Genomic DNA, 16,329 nt, shown 5'->3' with positions numbered 1-16,329 from the left:
TCTTTAACCTTCAAAATATTAAAAACTTTTGTGACTTATGTGGTTTTAAATTTATAAATCAAAATCACCTGCAGCTTCAGGTTGGTAAATAATTTCATCGATGACAATTTTCGTCATTCCGGAAGGAATTAACCAGTCGATTTCATCGTGAACACGGTAACCAATTAAAGCAGAGGCAACCGAGGAAAAAATGGAAATTTTATTTTCTTTGATATTCGCCAAATGTGGATAAACAATTTGAAACTGAACGCTGTTTTTATTGTTTTGAAAATGAATTTTTACAATAGAATTCATGGTTACTACATCTTTCGGAATATCTTCGGACGAAACTATTTTCGCACTGTGTAACTCTGCCAATAATTTATCTGCATCTTCTTTTTTAATCGCATTCTTCAGTTTTGCATCGCGAATTGCATTATGAATTCTGGTGCTATCTTGTTTGGTTATAATGATTTGTTCCATATTTTGTTTTTAGTTTGGGGTATTAAAAAACCGTCTGAATTTTTCAAACGGTTTATATAAATAAATTTTTGAAAAATACTATCGGTCTTTAAATTGAAGATTTTTTTCCTCCAATAATTTCTTTTCCTGCTCTTTATAAAATCCTGAAACTAATTTTTTCTGAATTTCTTCAAATGCAGCCAATGTTTCATTGATCTCAGAATCGGTATGCGATGCTGTTGGTATTAATCTTAATAAAATCATTCCTTTTGGAATCACAGGATAAATTACAACTGAAGTAAATATTCCGAAATTCTCTCTTAGATCTCTGGAAAGTAGAGTAGCTTCAACCGTTGAACCCTGCATCATTACAGGCGTCACACAAGTGTTTGAACCACCGATGTTGAAACCTCTTTCGATAAGTCCGTTTTGTAATTTATGTACGTTTTCCCACAATTTTGCTTTAATTTCAGGTCGTGTTCTTAAAAGATCCAATCTTTTTAAACCTCCGATAACCATTGGCATTGTTAAAGATTTTGCAAAAACCTGCGAGCGTAAATTGTATTTTAAAATACGGATGATATCTGCATCACCTGCTATAAAAGCTCCGAAACCTGCCATCGATTTTGCGAAAGTCGAAAAGTAAACATCAATTTGATCCTGACAACCTTGCTCTTCACCTGCACCGGCTCCGGTTTCTCCTAAAGTTCCGAATCCATGAGCATCATCAACTAAAAGTCTAAAACTAAATTTAGATTTCAAAGCACAGATCTCTTTGATCTTACCCTGCAAACCACGCATTCCGAAGACACCTTCTGTAATCACCAAAATTCCGCCTCCCTGTTCCTGCGCCACTTTTGTTGCACGAACAAGATTTTTTTCCAGACTTTCGATATCATTGTGTTTGTAGGTAAAACTTTTACCCATGTGCAAACGCACTCCATCAACGATACAAGCGTGAGAATCGGCATCATACACGATCACATCATGTCTTCCGACCAAGGCATCAATCGTGGAAACCATTCCCTGATAACCAAAGTTTAAGAGATAAGCTGCTTCTTTATCTACAAATTCTGCTAACTCTCTTTCCAGTTGCTGGTGCTCTTCTGTTTCGCCAGACATTGCTCTGGCTCCCATTGGATAAAACATTCCGTATTGTGCAGCTGCTTTTGCATCAGCTTCTAAAACTTCCGGGTGGTTACAAAGGCCTAAATAATCATTGGCACTCCAAAATATAACTTCTCTTCCTTGAAACCTCATTCTTGGACCAATAGGACCTTCTAACTTTGGGAAAACAAAATATCCTTCTGCATAATCTGCAAACTGGCCCAATGGACCTGGATTTCCCCGAAGACGATCAAAAATATCTGTCATTATTTTATCTTATTATTTTGTAATTTATGAAAAAAAATTGAATTAATTTATACTACAAAAAAAACCTTTCGGCTATTACAAAAAGGTTTTTTAATTTTCTTTTACGCTATATTATTTTATTACTTCCGTTTTGAAGACTTCTTCGTAATTAGGAACACCATTATTGATGAAACCCTGTTCTTCCATCCACTGATCACTGTAAACCTTGGTGATATATCTGGACCCGTGATCTGGAAAAATCGCTACTACGACATCATCTGCTGAAAACTCATGAGAACTGGCGTATTGTAATAGACCCTGAACAACTGCTCCGGTTGTGTAACCTCCCATGATGGCTTCTTTCAAAGCAATTTCACGAGTTCTGTAAGCAGACATTTCATCATTTACCCGTACAAATTCATCAATTTTATCAAACAAAAGAGCTGAAGGAATTAAATTTTTCCCCATTCCTTCGATCTGATATGGATGAATATCCGAGGTGTTAATTTTTCCCGTGTCTTTGAAACCTTTTAATATCGATCCTGAAGCGTCGACTCCGATAATTTTAATGTTTGGATTTTGCTCCTTCAAAAATTTAGCAGAACCTGATAAAGTTCCTCCTGTTCCTGTACAGGCAATAAGATGCGTAATTTTTCCCTCTGTTTGTTTCCATATTTCAGGACCAGTTGATTGATAATGCGCATCAATATTAAGTTCATTGAAATATTGATTGATATATAAAGAATCTGGAATTTCAGATGCTATTCTTTTTGCAACTTCGTAGTAAGATCTTGGATCATCAGGCGCAACGTTGGCAGGACAAATATAAACGGTAGCTCCCAAAGCTTTCAAATAGGCGATCTTCTCAGCTTTCGTTTTATCGCTAACTGCTAAAATACATTTGTAACCTTTGATAATAGAAACCATTGCGATCGAAAAACCAGTGTTACCAGAAGTAGTTTCTACGATCGTAGATCCGGGTTTCAAAAGTCCTTTTTTTTCTGCCGCTTCTATGATATGAATTGCAATTCTGTCCTTGGTAGAATGACCAGGATTACAAGATTCTAGTTTCGCATATACTGTTGCAGAAATATCTTTGGTCACCTTATTTAATTTAACCAAAGGTGTATGACCGATTAAGCCAAGAATGTTATCGTAAACATGAGTCATTGTTTCATTTTTTCTCTAGAAAACCGTGAGCGCAAAAATACGAAAAATTTAATAATTCAACAATTTATATGAAGTTTTATGATATATCGCATCTCCTGTAAAAGAGTTTTCAAAATTATTTTGCAACCTAGCCGGACAAGAATCACGCCAAGTCATTTAAAATTTGTTAAAATATCTGAATAGTAACCTAAAATCCCTATTTTCGCACTATTGAATTTTTATCTATGAAAAACTGGTCTTTTAAACGATGGAATACCCTTTTGGGATGGGTTGTTTTCGTTATTGCATTTCTTACTTATTTATCAACCATGGAACCGAATTTCAGTTTCTGGGATTGTGGAGAATATATTTCCTCCGCTGTAAAACTGGAGGTTACGCATGCTCCCGGATCAGCACTTTTCCAATTGGTAGGAGCGGTTTTCGCAATGTTTGCATTTGGTAATGGGGAACATTATTCCATCGTGATCAACTCAATGTCGGCTCTGTTTAGTGCATTTACCATTCTCTTTTTGTTTTGGACGATTACACATTTGGTCAGAAGACTTTTAAATAAAGACTTTAGTGAAATTACAATTCATCAGGAGATCTCTATTCTTTTTGCTGGAGTTGTGGGCGCTTTATGTTTTACTTTTTCTGATACTTTTTGGTTTTCGGCGGTAGAAGGCGAAGTTTACTCGATGACAAGTATGTTTATTGCGCTCTTAATTTGGTTGATTACGAAGTGGGAAAACGAATATCATGATATTGATAATGAAAGATGGATCATCTTAATTTTCTTTGTAACTGGTTTATCTGTGGGTGTTCACATGATGTGTATGTTGGCAATACCGGCGATTTGTTTAATATATTATGCGAGAAATTATGAGTTTACGTGGAAAAGCTTTCTTTGGGCAAATCTCTTCACTCTCGTTATTTTAGGAATTGTGTTTAAAGGAATCTTCCCTTTAATAATGACTCTATTTGGAAAAATGGAAATTTTCGCTGTCAATGGAATTGGTCTTCCATTTCACTACGGAACTATATTCGCGTTTCTTATTTTAGTGGCAGTTTGCTACTTCGCGATTAAATATGCGAAGAGATCAAAGAAAAATATCTATCAAACCATTATTTTATCGGTTGTTTATATGATGATCGGTTTCTCTTGCTGGATGGTAATTCCTATTCGTGCAACTGCAAATCCACCCATGAATTTAAATAATCCTGACAACGCCATCGGCATGTTAGATTATTACAACCGTGTGCAATATGGAGACTGGCCGACTTCTTATGGTCAAAATTACACTGCTTATCTGGATGCGAACGGAATTCAGAAAAATGAAGACGGCAGTTATAAAACTGAAAAAACGGGCGACGTTTACGAGAAAGACGAAAAATCAGGTACCTACAGAAGAGTTGGCGATCGTTTCAATTACGTTTTCAGCCAGGATCATGTAAGTTTTATGCCGAGAATGTTTAGTGAAGATAAAGATGTGATGGCTAATTACATTTCGATGTATGGCGCACCGGATTTCTCCTTTAATTATGCCAATGAAGATATTGCAGACAATCCTGAAGCGAAAAAAATATTTCAGGATCTCCGCACAAAATACGAAGAAGGAACCATTAAAGCAGATGATTATTTAAAAGTAAAAAAATACAACTTAATCAATGTTCAAAGACCTTCTTTAGCACAAAATTTAGATTATTTCATCACCTTCCAAAACGGATATTATTTTATGAGATATCTGATGTGGAATTTCGTAGGTCGACAAAATGACCTCGAAGGACACATGGAAAATAATAAAGGAAACTGGATTTCCGGAATTCCATTTATTGATAACGCAATGTGGGGCGACCAGAGTAAAATGCCTGCGAAATTTAAAAATGAAAGCACCGTTGCATTTTTCTTTTTGCCGTTATTATTAGGGATCATCGGGTTTTTCTTCCAGTTGAAAAGAGATTTTGGACGATTTTATGCGATCCTGTCCTTATTTATATTGACTAGTGTGGGAATTGTATTTTACACTGGTGTCAAACCTTTTGAAGTTCGCGAAAGAGATTACGCGATGGTCGGATCTTTCTATGCTTTTGCGATCTGGATCGGTTTAGGAGCCGGAGCTTTGCTTTGGTATCTACAAACAAAAGTAAAATCAAACACGGTCAACATTGGAGCCGGAATTCTTCTTCTTGGAGTTCCATTAATGATGGGTTTCCAGAATTATAATGTCCACGACAGAAGCAACCGCTACACTGCATATGATTATGCATATTCAACCTTGAAATCTTTACCCAAAAATGATATTCTCTTTGTTTATGGTGATAATGACACCTATCCGATTTGGGGAATGCAGGAAACGTCGGGACTTCGGGATGATGTGAAAGTGGTGAATTTCACTTTGCTTTCTACGCCCTGGAATATCGATCAGGTAAAACGCAGAACTTACAATTCAATGCCTGTTCCGTCGGTTTTAAATCATGATGATTACCGCGATGGAACGAATGATCAGATCTATCTGATGACGAAAGATGACTGGAAAAATGTTTTCGCTAACCTAAAAGAGCAGGGAGCGCCGGAAACAACTTTTGCTGGTTTCCGAAAATTTCAGACTCAGGATTCAATGACTTTAAAAGAAGCCATGAATTTCATCAAAACAAAATCAGAAGACAAAGACGAAATTTTGAAACTGCTTTTTGGAGATGCAAAATTTGAGAAATTCAATTTTTTGCCGGTTTCTAAATTTATAATGCCTGTAAATAAAGCAAATGCGGTAAAATCAGGAACCATCGAAGCGAAAGATCTGCCACAAGTTGTAGATCAGATCACGATTGAATATAAGAGCAACAGTATGTTTAAAAACAATTTATTGCTGCTGGATATTTTAGCGAACTTCGACTGGAAAAGGCCGATCAATTTCTCTTCAGGTGGAATTTACGATCCTGAAAATATTTTTTATCTAGGAGATTATTTACAGTACGATGGTTTCAGTTACCGACTGGTTCCAATTAAAACTGATGAAAGAGAAGATGGAGAAATGGGTAGAGTAGATGCCAATTCCTTGTACAAAACCATTAAAAATTATAAATGGGGTAATTTCAAAGACCTGAAAGTTCATTTTGATGAAACTTGTACGCAAAATATAGTGAGCTACAGAAGTTCGGTAAGTCGCGCTGCAGAAGCACTTTCGCTCTCCGGCCAAAATGCAAAAGCAGTTGAATTACTCGATTTGGTTTCAAAAGAAATTCCGGTTGTTAAATATGATGATCCGAGATCTTTAAGTTCCATTGTTTACGGTTACATCGTTTCCGGGCAGGAACAGAAAGGATTGAAACTGGCTGAAGAACTCAAAAAAGGAATCTTTACGGAGTATGATTATTACAACAGTCTGTCACCGGGTGAGCAAAGATTTGTGGCAAGACAAATGCGTACAAAACCAATGGAATATTCCCTGATTGTAGGTGCAGTTTCAGATGCTTATAAAAAAATCGGTCAGCAGGAAAAAGGATATTCTTACTTAGTAAAATCCATTGAACCAATTGATAAAAGGTTTAATATTTTCGTAAAAGATCTTCAGACAATGGGCAAAGAAAAAGCCATCAAGCAATCTGAGAATGTGCAGAAAATCACGCCTTTTTATACCTATTTATTTGACGTGATGAATCCTTATGACTCTACTTATTCCAAAGAAAAAGAAGAGCAGATCACGAGTGCTATTATGAAAGCAACTCAATAGTTGAAGCGTAAAAAATAGTAGTTACGAAAAATTCTTAAGAAAAATGACGGTCGCAGAATACATCAAAAAAGTTCCAAAGGCAGAATTACATCTCCATATCGAAGGAAGTTTTGAACCTGAATTAATGTTCGAAATTGCCCAAAGAAATAAGGTCGAAATTCCTTATAAAAATGTTGAAGCAGTAAAACAGGCATATCAATTTGGGAACTTACAAGATTTTCTGGATATTTATTATGCCGGTGCAAATGTTCTTCTTCACGAGCAGGATTTTTATGATCTCACAATGGCTTATTTTAAGCATTGCGTTGAAGAAAATATCGTGCATGCAGAGATCATGTTCGATCCGCAAACACATACCAAAAGAGGCGTGGAATTTTCGACAGTTATTAATGGAATTCAGCGTGCGAGAGAAGATGCCGAAAAAAATCATGGAATTTCGTCTTTATTGATCATGAGTTATTTGCGTCATTTATCGGAAGAAGATGCCTTTGAAACATTGCAACAGTCTCTTCCTTACAGACATTTAATCACAATGGTTGGATTAGATTCTTCTGAAAAAGGAAATCCACCTTCAAAATTTCAAAAAGTTTTTGAAGCTTCGGTTGAAGAAGGCTATATTCCTGTTGCCCATGCCGGAGAAGAAGGTCCAGCCGAGTATATTTGGGAAGCTTTAGATTTATTAAAGGTTGCCAGGATCGATCATGGAAATAATTGTCTGACAGATCCAAAACTGGTTGAAAGATTGGTTTCAGAAAAAATGGCGTTAACGGTTTGTCCGCTTTCAAATACCGCACTGAGAAATGTAGATGATATCAAAAATCATCCTTTAAAACAGATGTTGGATTTAGGTTTAAAAGTAACCGTGAATTCAGACGATCCCGCTTATTTTGGTGGTTATTTGACTCAAAACTATTTAAGCGTCATTGAAGCTTTAGATTTATCTTTGGAGGAAGTAAAACAATTGGTTCGCAATTCTTTCGAGTATTCATTTCTTTCGGAGGAGGAAAAATTCAAATATTTGGAAAAGATTTAAATCTCAACTTTGAAAGTTGAAGAAGATCTCCTTTATCAAATTTAAAAATTATTCCAATCCCCCGAATGTTGAACAATCTATCATTGTAGAAATAATTGTTTATAAACATTCGTTGTTTTCGCAACTCTTGTAAAATTTTAAAATATTGCTCTGGTCATCCAACTATTTGGATGGTCGCTTTTTCTTAATTATTTTCGCTTTCCATCGATATTTAAAAAAAATGTAAATAAAAAGGTGAAATAACCCGACTTTTCTATAGGGTTTTTAGGTAGTTTTGTGAAAAGTCAATATCATGAAACAATTTTTACTCCTTTTTACCTTATGCTCCGGAATGTTATTTTCGCAGCAAATCAAAGAAAATGACATTCCTGGAAAGGTTTATCCTGTCAATATCAGTGCGTTAGAAAGTGCTGTCAATTTGCAGAGATCATCGCAGAAACAAATTAAAAACTTAAGCATCACTTTACCCAATTACAATGGGGAGAAGGTGACTTATAATTTAAAGGAAAACGACCTTTCCGGTGAAAGATCTACTGATCTGACCACTTTTAATGGCGTTTCATCTGACGGAAGTGCAACTTTAAAATTATCTCTTTTTTCTGATCATTTCGTAGCCATCATTAAAAATAAAGAGGGCTATTTTTATGTAGAACAGTATAAAACTTCTGCCACAAACTATAGAGTTTATCCGGCTTTCGCAGATTTTGGCACAAATTTCACCTGTGATAATGGCGCCAGTGCAGATATTATGAGAGAGTTAAATGCTGTAAAAGAAAACCTCTCTTCAAAAATTTCCGCTCCTAATTTTCCCTATGGTAATCAAATCAGAAAATTTAGAATGGCGATTGCAACTACAGGTGAATTTACGCAGGCATTTGGGGGCAATCAAAACACTGCTTTGGCAGAAGCCTTAAGCATGTTGAATTTGATCAATTTAATTTATGAATCTGAGGTCTCAATTTCATTTAACGTCATTTCAAAAACCACCGATAAAACATTAATCTTCACCGATCCAGCTACTGATCCTTTCACGGTAGATCCATCATTTGCAAGTGCAGCTAATTCGCAGGCAGGTTTTGTAACTATGAATGGTAATGGAACTTTACCGTATGCATTATATGATATCGGACATACCTTTAACATCATCACAACTGGCGGTGCTCAAGGTCAGGCTGGAAATCAACCTTGTAGTAACACTTCAAAAGCCAGAGCGTGCAGCCAGTGGAATGTAACATTACCAAAAAGTATAACTGCCAATTTAATAGTTCACGAAATGGGACATCAGTTTACAGCTGGTCATACTTTTAATGCTGTAGGCGGAAGCGCAGGAAGTCCGACTTTTTGTACATCTGGATGGAATGCTGCTGCTGCTGTTGAACCGGGTTCCGGAACCACGATCATGAGTTACGGAAATAACTGTATGATCCCCGCGAATCAAACCAATACAGGAAATAATGGATTAAATTATTTTAACGCAAAAAGTCTGGATCAGATCACCGCTAACTTAACCGGACCAGGAAGTTGTTTTGTCGCACAAAATACGGCTAATCTTCTACCAACGGCAAATGCAGGAGGTGATATTACCATCCCATTTAATACTCCGTTTCAATTAAAAGGAATTGCTTCTGATCCAAATGACACTAATTTATCTTACACTTGGGAACAGGCAGATGTTGCAAGCGCAAATGATAAAGGAGCTTTTGGAAATTCAATAGCTGGTGTGGGTGGTTACACGGCAAATAACAGTACTGCGAGTGCACCCTTGTTTAGATCTTTGCAAAGTAATTCCAGTACAGAACGAACTTTTCCAAGTATGCAGTTCATCCTTAATAATCAAAATGTGCCACCAACGAATGAAGCAGAAGTTTTACCTGCTGTTGCACGGTCAATGAAATTTAGATTTACAGTTAGAGATAATAATGCACTTTCGGGTGGTTTAGATTCAGATGAAATGATCGTAACAGTTGCGAACAGTGGGCCACTTCAGGTTACATCGCCTTCTGCGGCAGGAATTTCCATCGCAGCACTTGCTGCCACAACAATTACGTGGAATGTAAATGGAACCAGTTCTCAAAAAACGACTGTAAATATTTTGCTTTCTACCGATGGAGGAAATACGTTTCCGTACACATTAGCAGCAAATACTCCTAATGATGGCTCTCAATCGATAACATTGCCAAATGTCCCAAACACCACGACAGCGCGGATCAAAGTTGTCGCAGTATTAAGTCCAGTTGCAGAATTCTTTGACGTATCTGATAATAATTTTACAATAACTTCTACATGCAATGCTTATAATTCTTTTATAAGTCCAACTTCTGCTGTTACTGCTTCTGTTGGTTCTGCCGCGAGTAATCTAAATATGGCAGCTCCTTCTGCAGCAGGCAATTCTTTCACCATTAAAAATATAGATTACACGACGGCAACATCAAACAATATTTATGCTTATTCAGATATCACTCTTACAGCGCCAAAACTGGCAGCCTCTAATTATCCCTCAGTTACTTATAGTTTTAAAGTAACCAAAACCGGAAGTTATGTATTTACAAAATCAGGTGCTTTTCTTATCGTAACAATTCATTCCGGTACTCCTTACTCATTGGGTAACTTTGTTGCTTCGAATGCTTATAACGTGAGTGGTAGCAGTTACTCTTCTGCTAATTCGACGCAAAGTATGATTTTACAAGAGGGAATTACCTATTATGCTGTAATTTGCAACTTTAGCAATCCTGCAAATAATTTAACCTACACCATTACGAGCACTGGACCAGGAAGTTTATATAATATCTTGTCAACACCTGCAGGTTACAATTATACTTTTGCTGCGATTTTAAATTCTGACAGCAAAATAAAAGCAGTTAGTACAACAGCCAACTTCTCCTCTTTACCAGCGGGAACTTATACCGTTCAGGGAATTTCTTATGCAAATACCTTAAATGCTTCAACATTCGTTAATAAAACGCTCACAGAACTTTCTGCGACGGGCGCGTGTTTTGCGGTGAGCGGAAACAGCAGAGATCTGTTGTTAACTGTAGTTTTAGGTACGGTAGAAAGTTCAACGTTAAATCAAAATATTGTACTGGCTCCTAATCCTGTAGATAATTATTTGTCTGTCATCAGCAAACAAAATATTACAGGGTATCAGATTTTTGATGCTTCCGGCAGAATGTTAGTGAGTAATGTTTTAAAAGATAATTCGATCAATGTTAGCCGTTTGAAAACCGGAACTTACATCATTACATTATTAAATGATAAAAAAGTAATTCACCAGGAAAAGATTATTAAAAAATAATTAACTTTGAAAAAGCCATCGTAAAGGTGGCTTTTTTTTATATCAAATATGATGAGATTTATATTAATACTCGCTGTATCTATACTTTTCTCCGGATTCCTGTCCGGACAAAATAAGCAGGAATTTATTTTCAAATTTAATGTGAAGAAATGGAATAAAGAATTGGTAAAAAAGAAAAAATTAACCCCAAATGCCAGTTTCGAGATCAACCTCTTCGATGTTTACGGGAAGCCGGTCTTATTTTATATTAAAGAAAAAAGTATTTCGGAAGTAGCTGTTCCTGATTTAAAGATCTATAAAGGAAAATCTGCAGATGATCTAAAAGTAATTTCTTTAACGGTCTTTCCAACGTCAATGTCAGGAGCTTATTTGGAAAATGGTGTGCAATATTTTATCGAGCTTTTAAAAGGCAGTTGCAATAAGTATAAAGTTTATACAAATCCTGCAGTAAAAAAAGAAGTTGAAGTTGGTCAAATCAATGACTTCGTAAAATAAGGATTTATATCATACTCAAATTATAGAAAATCTCGCTCTAATTTTCATCAACAAACGTTACTTTTAATCTTGAAAAAATATTGTGCTTTTCTACGCGGTGTCAATGTAAATGGGACTCCTATGAGAATGGGCGAAGTTTGCCAAGTTTTTACCGATGCAGGAATGCGAGAAGTTTCTTCCGTTTTAGCAACCGGAAATATAATATTTTCTTCTGACAAAAATTTATCTAAATTAAAGAGGATTTTAGAAAAAGCATTTTCACGGCATTTTAATTACGAAGCTTTTTTATTCATTAAAACTAAAGAAGAAGTTCTCAACATTTTAGATAAAAATCCATTTACGAAATCGGATGATTTGCATATTTATGCTTTTGTTGGAAATGAAGGAATTACCAAAATTCTTTTGACAGAATTCAATAATGCCACTAAATCGGAAAACGAAAAAGGTGAAATTGCAGGTGAAAATTTTTACTGGCAAGTTGCGAAAGGAAATACGTTACATTCAAACTTCGGAAAAATTTTAGGTAAAAAATCTTTGAAAGAAAAAATGACTTCACGGAATTTGAATACGATTGAAAAAATTGTGAAGAAGTTTTAATTTTCTTTCCTGTCCTTAAATGTTAGATTTAAAAATATTACTCAAACTTTTTTTATAACAAAAATGTTATATATCTTTGTATTATGAAATCAAGTTCATTAATAAAAATTATTGAAACTGATGGTTGGTATATTGTTAGAACCAAATGAAGTCATCATCATTTTAAACATTTGGTGAAAAAGGGAATTGTGACTATTCCGCAACCGAAAAAGGATGTGCCTATCGGAACTGTAAAATCGATATTAAAACAAGCAGGGATCGAATAAGTGAAATATTTAGTGAATTATAATTTTGTATAATTTTAATTATTATGAAAAATCAAAAAATTGAGGTTTCTATTGAGAAATCTAACGATGGAACTTATTGGGGAACTTCACAAAATTTTGAAGGTATTGTAACAACGTTTGGAAATAGTTTAGAAGAATTAATTTCTAATTTTGAGAATGCTTTTGCAGATCATATTGAAGTTGCAAAAGATTTAGGAGAAACTTACGCCAATAAATTTGACAATGTTGAATTTGATTATAAAATGAATTTAACCTCTTTTTTCGAATTGGTGCCTGAATTAAAAATATCTTCGATCGCGAAAAAAGCAAATATGAATGAATCTCTTTTAAGACAGTATAAAAATGGTTTAACGACTGCATCTAGAGAGCAAACTAGAAAGATTCAAGAAGCCGTTCATGAACTTGGTAGAGAATTGCTCTCCGTTCAGTTTTAATTTTCAACGGTTATACGAATCAATAGAAACGGGCTTTAGCCCGTTTTCTTTTTTGATAATTCCTAGCGGCTTTAGCCAAAACTTATAAAAAATTTCATTAAAAAAATCACTATTTTTGTATTTCGATCGTTTAATATTAAATAATTCATTCATGATTCAATACCTAGACAATATTCACCACAAAAATTCAAAAAATTTCTTTCTTATTGCAGGTCCCTGCATTATTGAAGGAGAAGACATGGCTTTGAGAATTGCCGAAAAAATTGTGGAAATGACCAATAAATATGAAATTCCTTACATCTTCAAAGGGAGTTTCAAAAAAGCAAATCGCAGTAGAGTAGATTCTTTCACTACCATTGGCGAAGAAAAATCTTTGGAAATTCTGAAGAAAGTCGGTGAAACTTTCAATATTCCTACAACGACCGACATTCATGAAAACGAACATGCAGCTTTAGCCGCACAATATGTTGATGTTTTACAAATTCCAGCGTTTTTGGTTCGTCAAACTGATTTATTAATCGCTGCTGCAAAAACAGGAAAATGTGTGAGTCTGAAAAAAGGACAGTTTCTCTCTCCAGAATCTATGCAGTTTGCGGTGCAAAAAGTAAACGATTCCGGTAATCCCAAAACCGCGATTATCGAACGTGGAAACTCTTTTGGATATACTGATTTGGTCGTTGATTTTAGAGGAATTCCGACCATGAGAAATTACGCTCCCGTTATTTTGGATGTAACGCATTCTTTGCAACAACCTAATCAAAGTTCCGGCGTAACCGGCGGAAGACCAGAATTGATTGAAACCATCGCAAAAGCTGGAATCGCAGTTGGTGCTGATGGACTTTTCATTGAAACACATCCCGATCCAAGTGTCGCACTTTCTGATGGCGCAAATATGCTCAGACTCGATAAACTCGAAGAGCTGCTTCAAAAATTAACGCGCGTGAGAGAAGCGATTCTCTAATTTTTTGTTATCTTTAAAAACTAAATTCTCAGCCTTGAAAAAAATACTTTTACTCCTGGCGTTAATGCCAATCTTCGCATTTTCGCAAATCAATCTAAAAGTTTTAGATAACGATGGAAATCCTGTTTCTCAGGCGAATGTTTCTTATAATAATCAAACTTTTACGACTGATGATAAAGGTTTTGTAAAGATTCCAATTGCCGAATCTGAGCAAATTTTGTCGGTAGAAAAAGAAAATTTCAGAGGTTTTACCAAAAATATTAAAGTCAATCCTAAAGTTCAAAACGTAAATGTTCTGTTTGCAAATATTGAGCGGGAAAGTCAAATTCAGGAAGTTGTTTTTCAGAAAAAAGGAAAGCCAAAAGTAACCGATCTTACATCTATAGAAATTTCTGCGAAAGAAGCGCAACAGGTTGCCTCACTTTCCGGCGGTGTTGAAGGACTATTGAAAACTTTACCTTCTGTAAATTCAAATGCCGAATTGTCTTCGCAATATATGGTTAGAGGTGGAAACTACGATGAAAACTTAATTTATATTAATGACATCGAAATTTACCGCCCTTTTTTAATTCGGAATTCTTTGCAGGAAGGTTTGAGTATTATCAATCCCGATATGGTTCAGGCGATCAACTTTTCTGCGGGTGGATTTGAAGCAAAATACGGTGATAAAATGTCTTCTGCCTTAAATATTTATTACAGACAGCCGACCAAATTTGAACTTTCAGGTGAAGTAAGTTTAATTGGAGCAAGACTTTCAACTGGATTTGCTTCAAAGGATAAAAAATTATCAGCCTTATTTTCCGGAAGATACAGAAATACCAATTTAGTCCTGAATACTTTGAATGAAGACACTGATTTTAATCCACAGTATATGGATTTTCAGACCTACATTAATTATAAGTTTAATGATAAATGGGATGTTTCTTTCATCGGTTATGTCAGCAAGAATGACTATGAAATGATCCCGAAAGTAAAAGAAGTTGACTTCGGATCGTTGCAAGCTCCTTTAAAACTGAGTGTTTTTTATGACGGTAAAGAAGATGATCAGTATAAAAATATGATGGGAACGGCGACCATTAATTTTAAACCAAGTGCAAAATGGAAGTTTAGTTTAGACAGTTTTGCGTACCAAAACCGCGAAAAAGAATATTACACGATTGCTTCTGCATACATGTTGCAAACTTTTGATCCAATTACCGGAGCGCCAGTTACTTCGTACGATGTGGGTGGACAAATTGATCACGCCAGAAATGATTTGATGGTAAAAACGTACGGCGCACAGCTTAAAACTAAGTTTTCTCCGGATGTCAACACAGATTTTGAAATAGGTTTAAAATTTGAAAAAGAAAATTTACAGGATTTCACCAATGAATGGCAACTGATCGATTCTTTGGGTTACAGCACGCCGAGAGATTTTGTGAATCCCGGCACTTTAGATGCTTCTCAACTTCGTTTGAGATTTAATATTGCTGGTGCAAATCATATTCAACCGACCAGAATGTCAGGTTACGCACAATATTCCAAAAAATTCTTCTGGGGCGATAATCGTGTTTTTGTAAATGCCGGAGTTCGCGCGTCTCATTGGGATTTCAACAATGAAACCATCATTTCTCCAAGAGCACAATTTGCTGTAAAACCGAACTGGGAAATGGATATGTTATTCAAAGTTTCGGGTGGAATTTATTACCAGGCGCCTTTCTATAAAGAGATCAAGGATCTGGATGGTAACTTTAATCCAAACATCAAGTCGCAAAGATCAATGCAGATCATCCTGGCGAATGATTACGAATTTAAGATGGTGAATCGTCCATTTAAATTGACGACTGAACTGTATTATAAAAAGATGGATCATTTGATTCCTTACTATTTAGATAATGTAAGAATCCGTTATTCTGGAGAAAATAATTCTGAAGGTTATGCTTACGGAATCGATACCAGATTATTTGGTGAATTTGTTCCGGGAGTTGATTCCTGGATTTCTGCGAGTTATGCGCGCGTAAAAGAAAATATTGATGGAAGAGGATATATTTCAAGACCAACCGATCCACGATTTAGATTTTCGATGTTCTATCAGGATTATATGCCGAAATTTCCGTCAATGCGCGTAAACTTAACTTTAGTTTTCGCCAACGGATTACCTTCCGGAACACCGATTTCTTTAGATGGTAACGGTAAACCAGATTTCGAAGCACCTTATAAATACCAAAGAACTTTACCTTCTTACAAACGAGTTGACATTGGTTTGTCTAAAGTTTTCATCGATCAAAAAGACAATAAAGCAAGAGGTGCAGTTTGGAGTAAATTTAAAGAATTGACTTTAGGCGTACAGATTTTCAATGCTTTCAACATTAGCAATACCGTTGCGAACCAATGGGTGAATGATGTTTCTACGGGTTATAATTATCCGGTTCCTGTGAGATTGACGGGGAGATTCTTTAATGTGAAATTGGAGTTTAAACTTTAAATAAGAGCCATTGAAAAAGTAGAAAGAGCCAAGTGTAATTAGTTTTTAATCACTCAATCTCATTTTAATAAAATATTTAAATCCCGAAAATT

At 35.5% G+C, this 16,329-nt stretch carries 11 protein-coding genes and 1 pseudogene; 9 read left to right on the top strand and 3 right to left on the bottom strand.

The genetic code is table 11. From position 1 onward, the window contains the following. Positions 1 to 51: 51 nt before the first annotated feature. From IV494_RS04060 to IV494_RS04050, 3 genes are all read right to left on the bottom strand, one after another. Positions 52 to 462 carry a GreA/GreB family elongation factor gene (locus IV494_RS04060; RefSeq protein WP_196078877.1) on the bottom strand — a complete coding sequence of 137 codons (411 nt, stop codon included), beginning with the start codon at positions 460 to 462 and terminating at the stop codon, positions 52 to 54. Positions 463 to 540: 78 nt separating this feature from the next. Then, positions 541 to 1,815 (bottom strand): aminotransferase class I/II-fold pyridoxal phosphate-dependent enzyme, encoded by a 1,275-nt coding sequence (locus IV494_RS04055; RefSeq protein ID WP_196078876.1) that lies wholly within the window; start codon positions 1,813 to 1,815, stop codon positions 541 to 543. Positions 1,816 to 1,926: 111 nt separating this feature from the next. Further along, positions 1,927 to 2,964, bottom strand: coding sequence for a PLP-dependent cysteine synthase family protein (locus IV494_RS04050; protein ID WP_196078875.1), 1,038 nt, complete (start codon positions 2,962 to 2,964; stop codon positions 1,927 to 1,929). A 224-nt stretch (positions 2,965 to 3,188) separates the two neighbouring features. Here IV494_RS04050 and IV494_RS04045 point away from each other — a divergent pair, with 224 nt between their 5' ends. From IV494_RS04045 to IV494_RS04005, 9 genes and pseudogenes are all read left to right on the top strand, one after another. Further along, positions 3,189 to 6,674 carry a glycosyltransferase family 117 protein gene (locus IV494_RS04045; RefSeq protein WP_196078874.1) on the top strand — a complete coding sequence of 1,162 codons (3,486 nt, stop codon included), beginning with the start codon at positions 3,189 to 3,191 and terminating at the stop codon, positions 6,672 to 6,674. A 43-nt stretch (positions 6,675 to 6,717) separates the two neighbouring features. Next, the gene (locus IV494_RS04040; RefSeq protein ID WP_196078873.1) at positions 6,718 to 7,707 is read left to right on the top strand and encodes an adenosine deaminase; all 990 of its coding nucleotides are present in this window, start codon (positions 6,718 to 6,720) and stop codon (positions 7,705 to 7,707) included. Positions 7,708 to 7,999: 292 nt separating this feature from the next. After that, the gene (locus IV494_RS04035) at positions 8,000 to 10,999 is read left to right on the top strand and encodes a zinc-dependent metalloprotease (protein ID WP_196078872.1); all 3,000 of its coding nucleotides are present in this window, start codon (positions 8,000 to 8,002) and stop codon (positions 10,997 to 10,999) included. Positions 11,000 to 11,047: 48 nt separating this feature from the next. Next, positions 11,048 to 11,494, top strand: a complete 447-nt coding sequence (locus tag IV494_RS04030; protein WP_196078871.1) for a hypothetical protein — start codon at positions 11,048 to 11,050, stop codon at positions 11,492 to 11,494. Between the two features lie 69 nt (positions 11,495 to 11,563). Further along, positions 11,564 to 12,091, top strand: a complete 528-nt coding sequence (locus IV494_RS04025; protein WP_196078870.1) for a DUF1697 domain-containing protein — start codon at positions 11,564 to 11,566, stop codon at positions 12,089 to 12,091. Positions 12,092 to 12,252: 161 nt separating this feature from the next. Then, a pseudogene (locus tag IV494_RS14705) lies at positions 12,253 to 12,357 on the top strand (type II toxin-antitoxin system HicA family toxin); the annotation flags it as partial. A gap of 44 nt (positions 12,358 to 12,401) precedes the next feature. Then, positions 12,402 to 12,812, top strand: a complete 411-nt coding sequence (locus tag IV494_RS04015) for a type II toxin-antitoxin system HicB family antitoxin (RefSeq protein ID WP_196078869.1) — start codon at positions 12,402 to 12,404, stop codon at positions 12,810 to 12,812. Between the two features lie 151 nt (positions 12,813 to 12,963). Then, a complete protein-coding gene (gene kdsA / locus IV494_RS04010; protein WP_196078868.1) occupies positions 12,964 to 13,773 on the top strand; it encodes a 3-deoxy-8-phosphooctulonate synthase in 810 nt (269 codons plus the stop codon). A gap of 34 nt (positions 13,774 to 13,807) precedes the next feature. Further along, the gene (locus IV494_RS04005) at positions 13,808 to 16,237 is read left to right on the top strand and encodes a TonB-dependent receptor plug domain-containing protein (protein ID WP_230379895.1); all 2,430 of its coding nucleotides are present in this window, start codon (positions 13,808 to 13,810) and stop codon (positions 16,235 to 16,237) included. Positions 16,238 to 16,329 lie beyond the last annotated feature (92 nt).

It is taken from the genome of Kaistella gelatinilytica, from assembly GCF_015679325.1.
Taxonomy (GTDB): domain Bacteria; phylum Bacteroidota; class Bacteroidia; order Flavobacteriales; family Weeksellaceae; genus Kaistella; species Kaistella gelatinilytica.
Note: the sequence above shows the minus strand (reverse complement) of the source record. Positions and strands in the feature narration are given on the sequence as shown.

What these genes read in the sequence shown, in the direction of transcription:
- IV494_RS04060 (WP_196078877.1), bottom strand. Translation starts at nt 462, where the DNA reads ATGGAACAAATCATTATAACCAAACAAGATAGCACCAGAATTCATAAT.
- IV494_RS04055 (WP_196078876.1), bottom strand. Translation starts at nt 1,815, where the DNA reads ATGACAGATATTTTTGATCGTCTTCGGGGAAATCCAGGTCCATTGGGC.
- IV494_RS04050 (WP_196078875.1), bottom strand. Translation starts at nt 2,964, where the DNA reads ATGACTCATGTTTACGATAACATTCTTGGCTTAATCGGTCATACACCT.
- IV494_RS04045 (WP_196078874.1), top strand. Translation starts at nt 3,189, where the DNA reads ATGAAAAACTGGTCTTTTAAACGATGGAATACCCTTTTGGGATGGGTT.
- IV494_RS04040 (WP_196078873.1), top strand. Translation starts at nt 6,718, where the DNA reads ATGACGGTCGCAGAATACATCAAAAAAGTTCCAAAGGCAGAATTACAT.
- IV494_RS04035 (WP_196078872.1), top strand. Translation starts at nt 8,000, where the DNA reads ATGAAACAATTTTTACTCCTTTTTACCTTATGCTCCGGAATGTTATTT.
- IV494_RS04030 (WP_196078871.1), top strand. Translation starts at nt 11,048, where the DNA reads ATGATGAGATTTATATTAATACTCGCTGTATCTATACTTTTCTCCGGA.
- IV494_RS04015 (WP_196078869.1), top strand. Translation starts at nt 12,402, where the DNA reads ATGAAAAATCAAAAAATTGAGGTTTCTATTGAGAAATCTAACGATGGA.
- kdsA (WP_196078868.1), top strand. Translation starts at nt 12,964, where the DNA reads ATGATTCAATACCTAGACAATATTCACCACAAAAATTCAAAAAATTTC.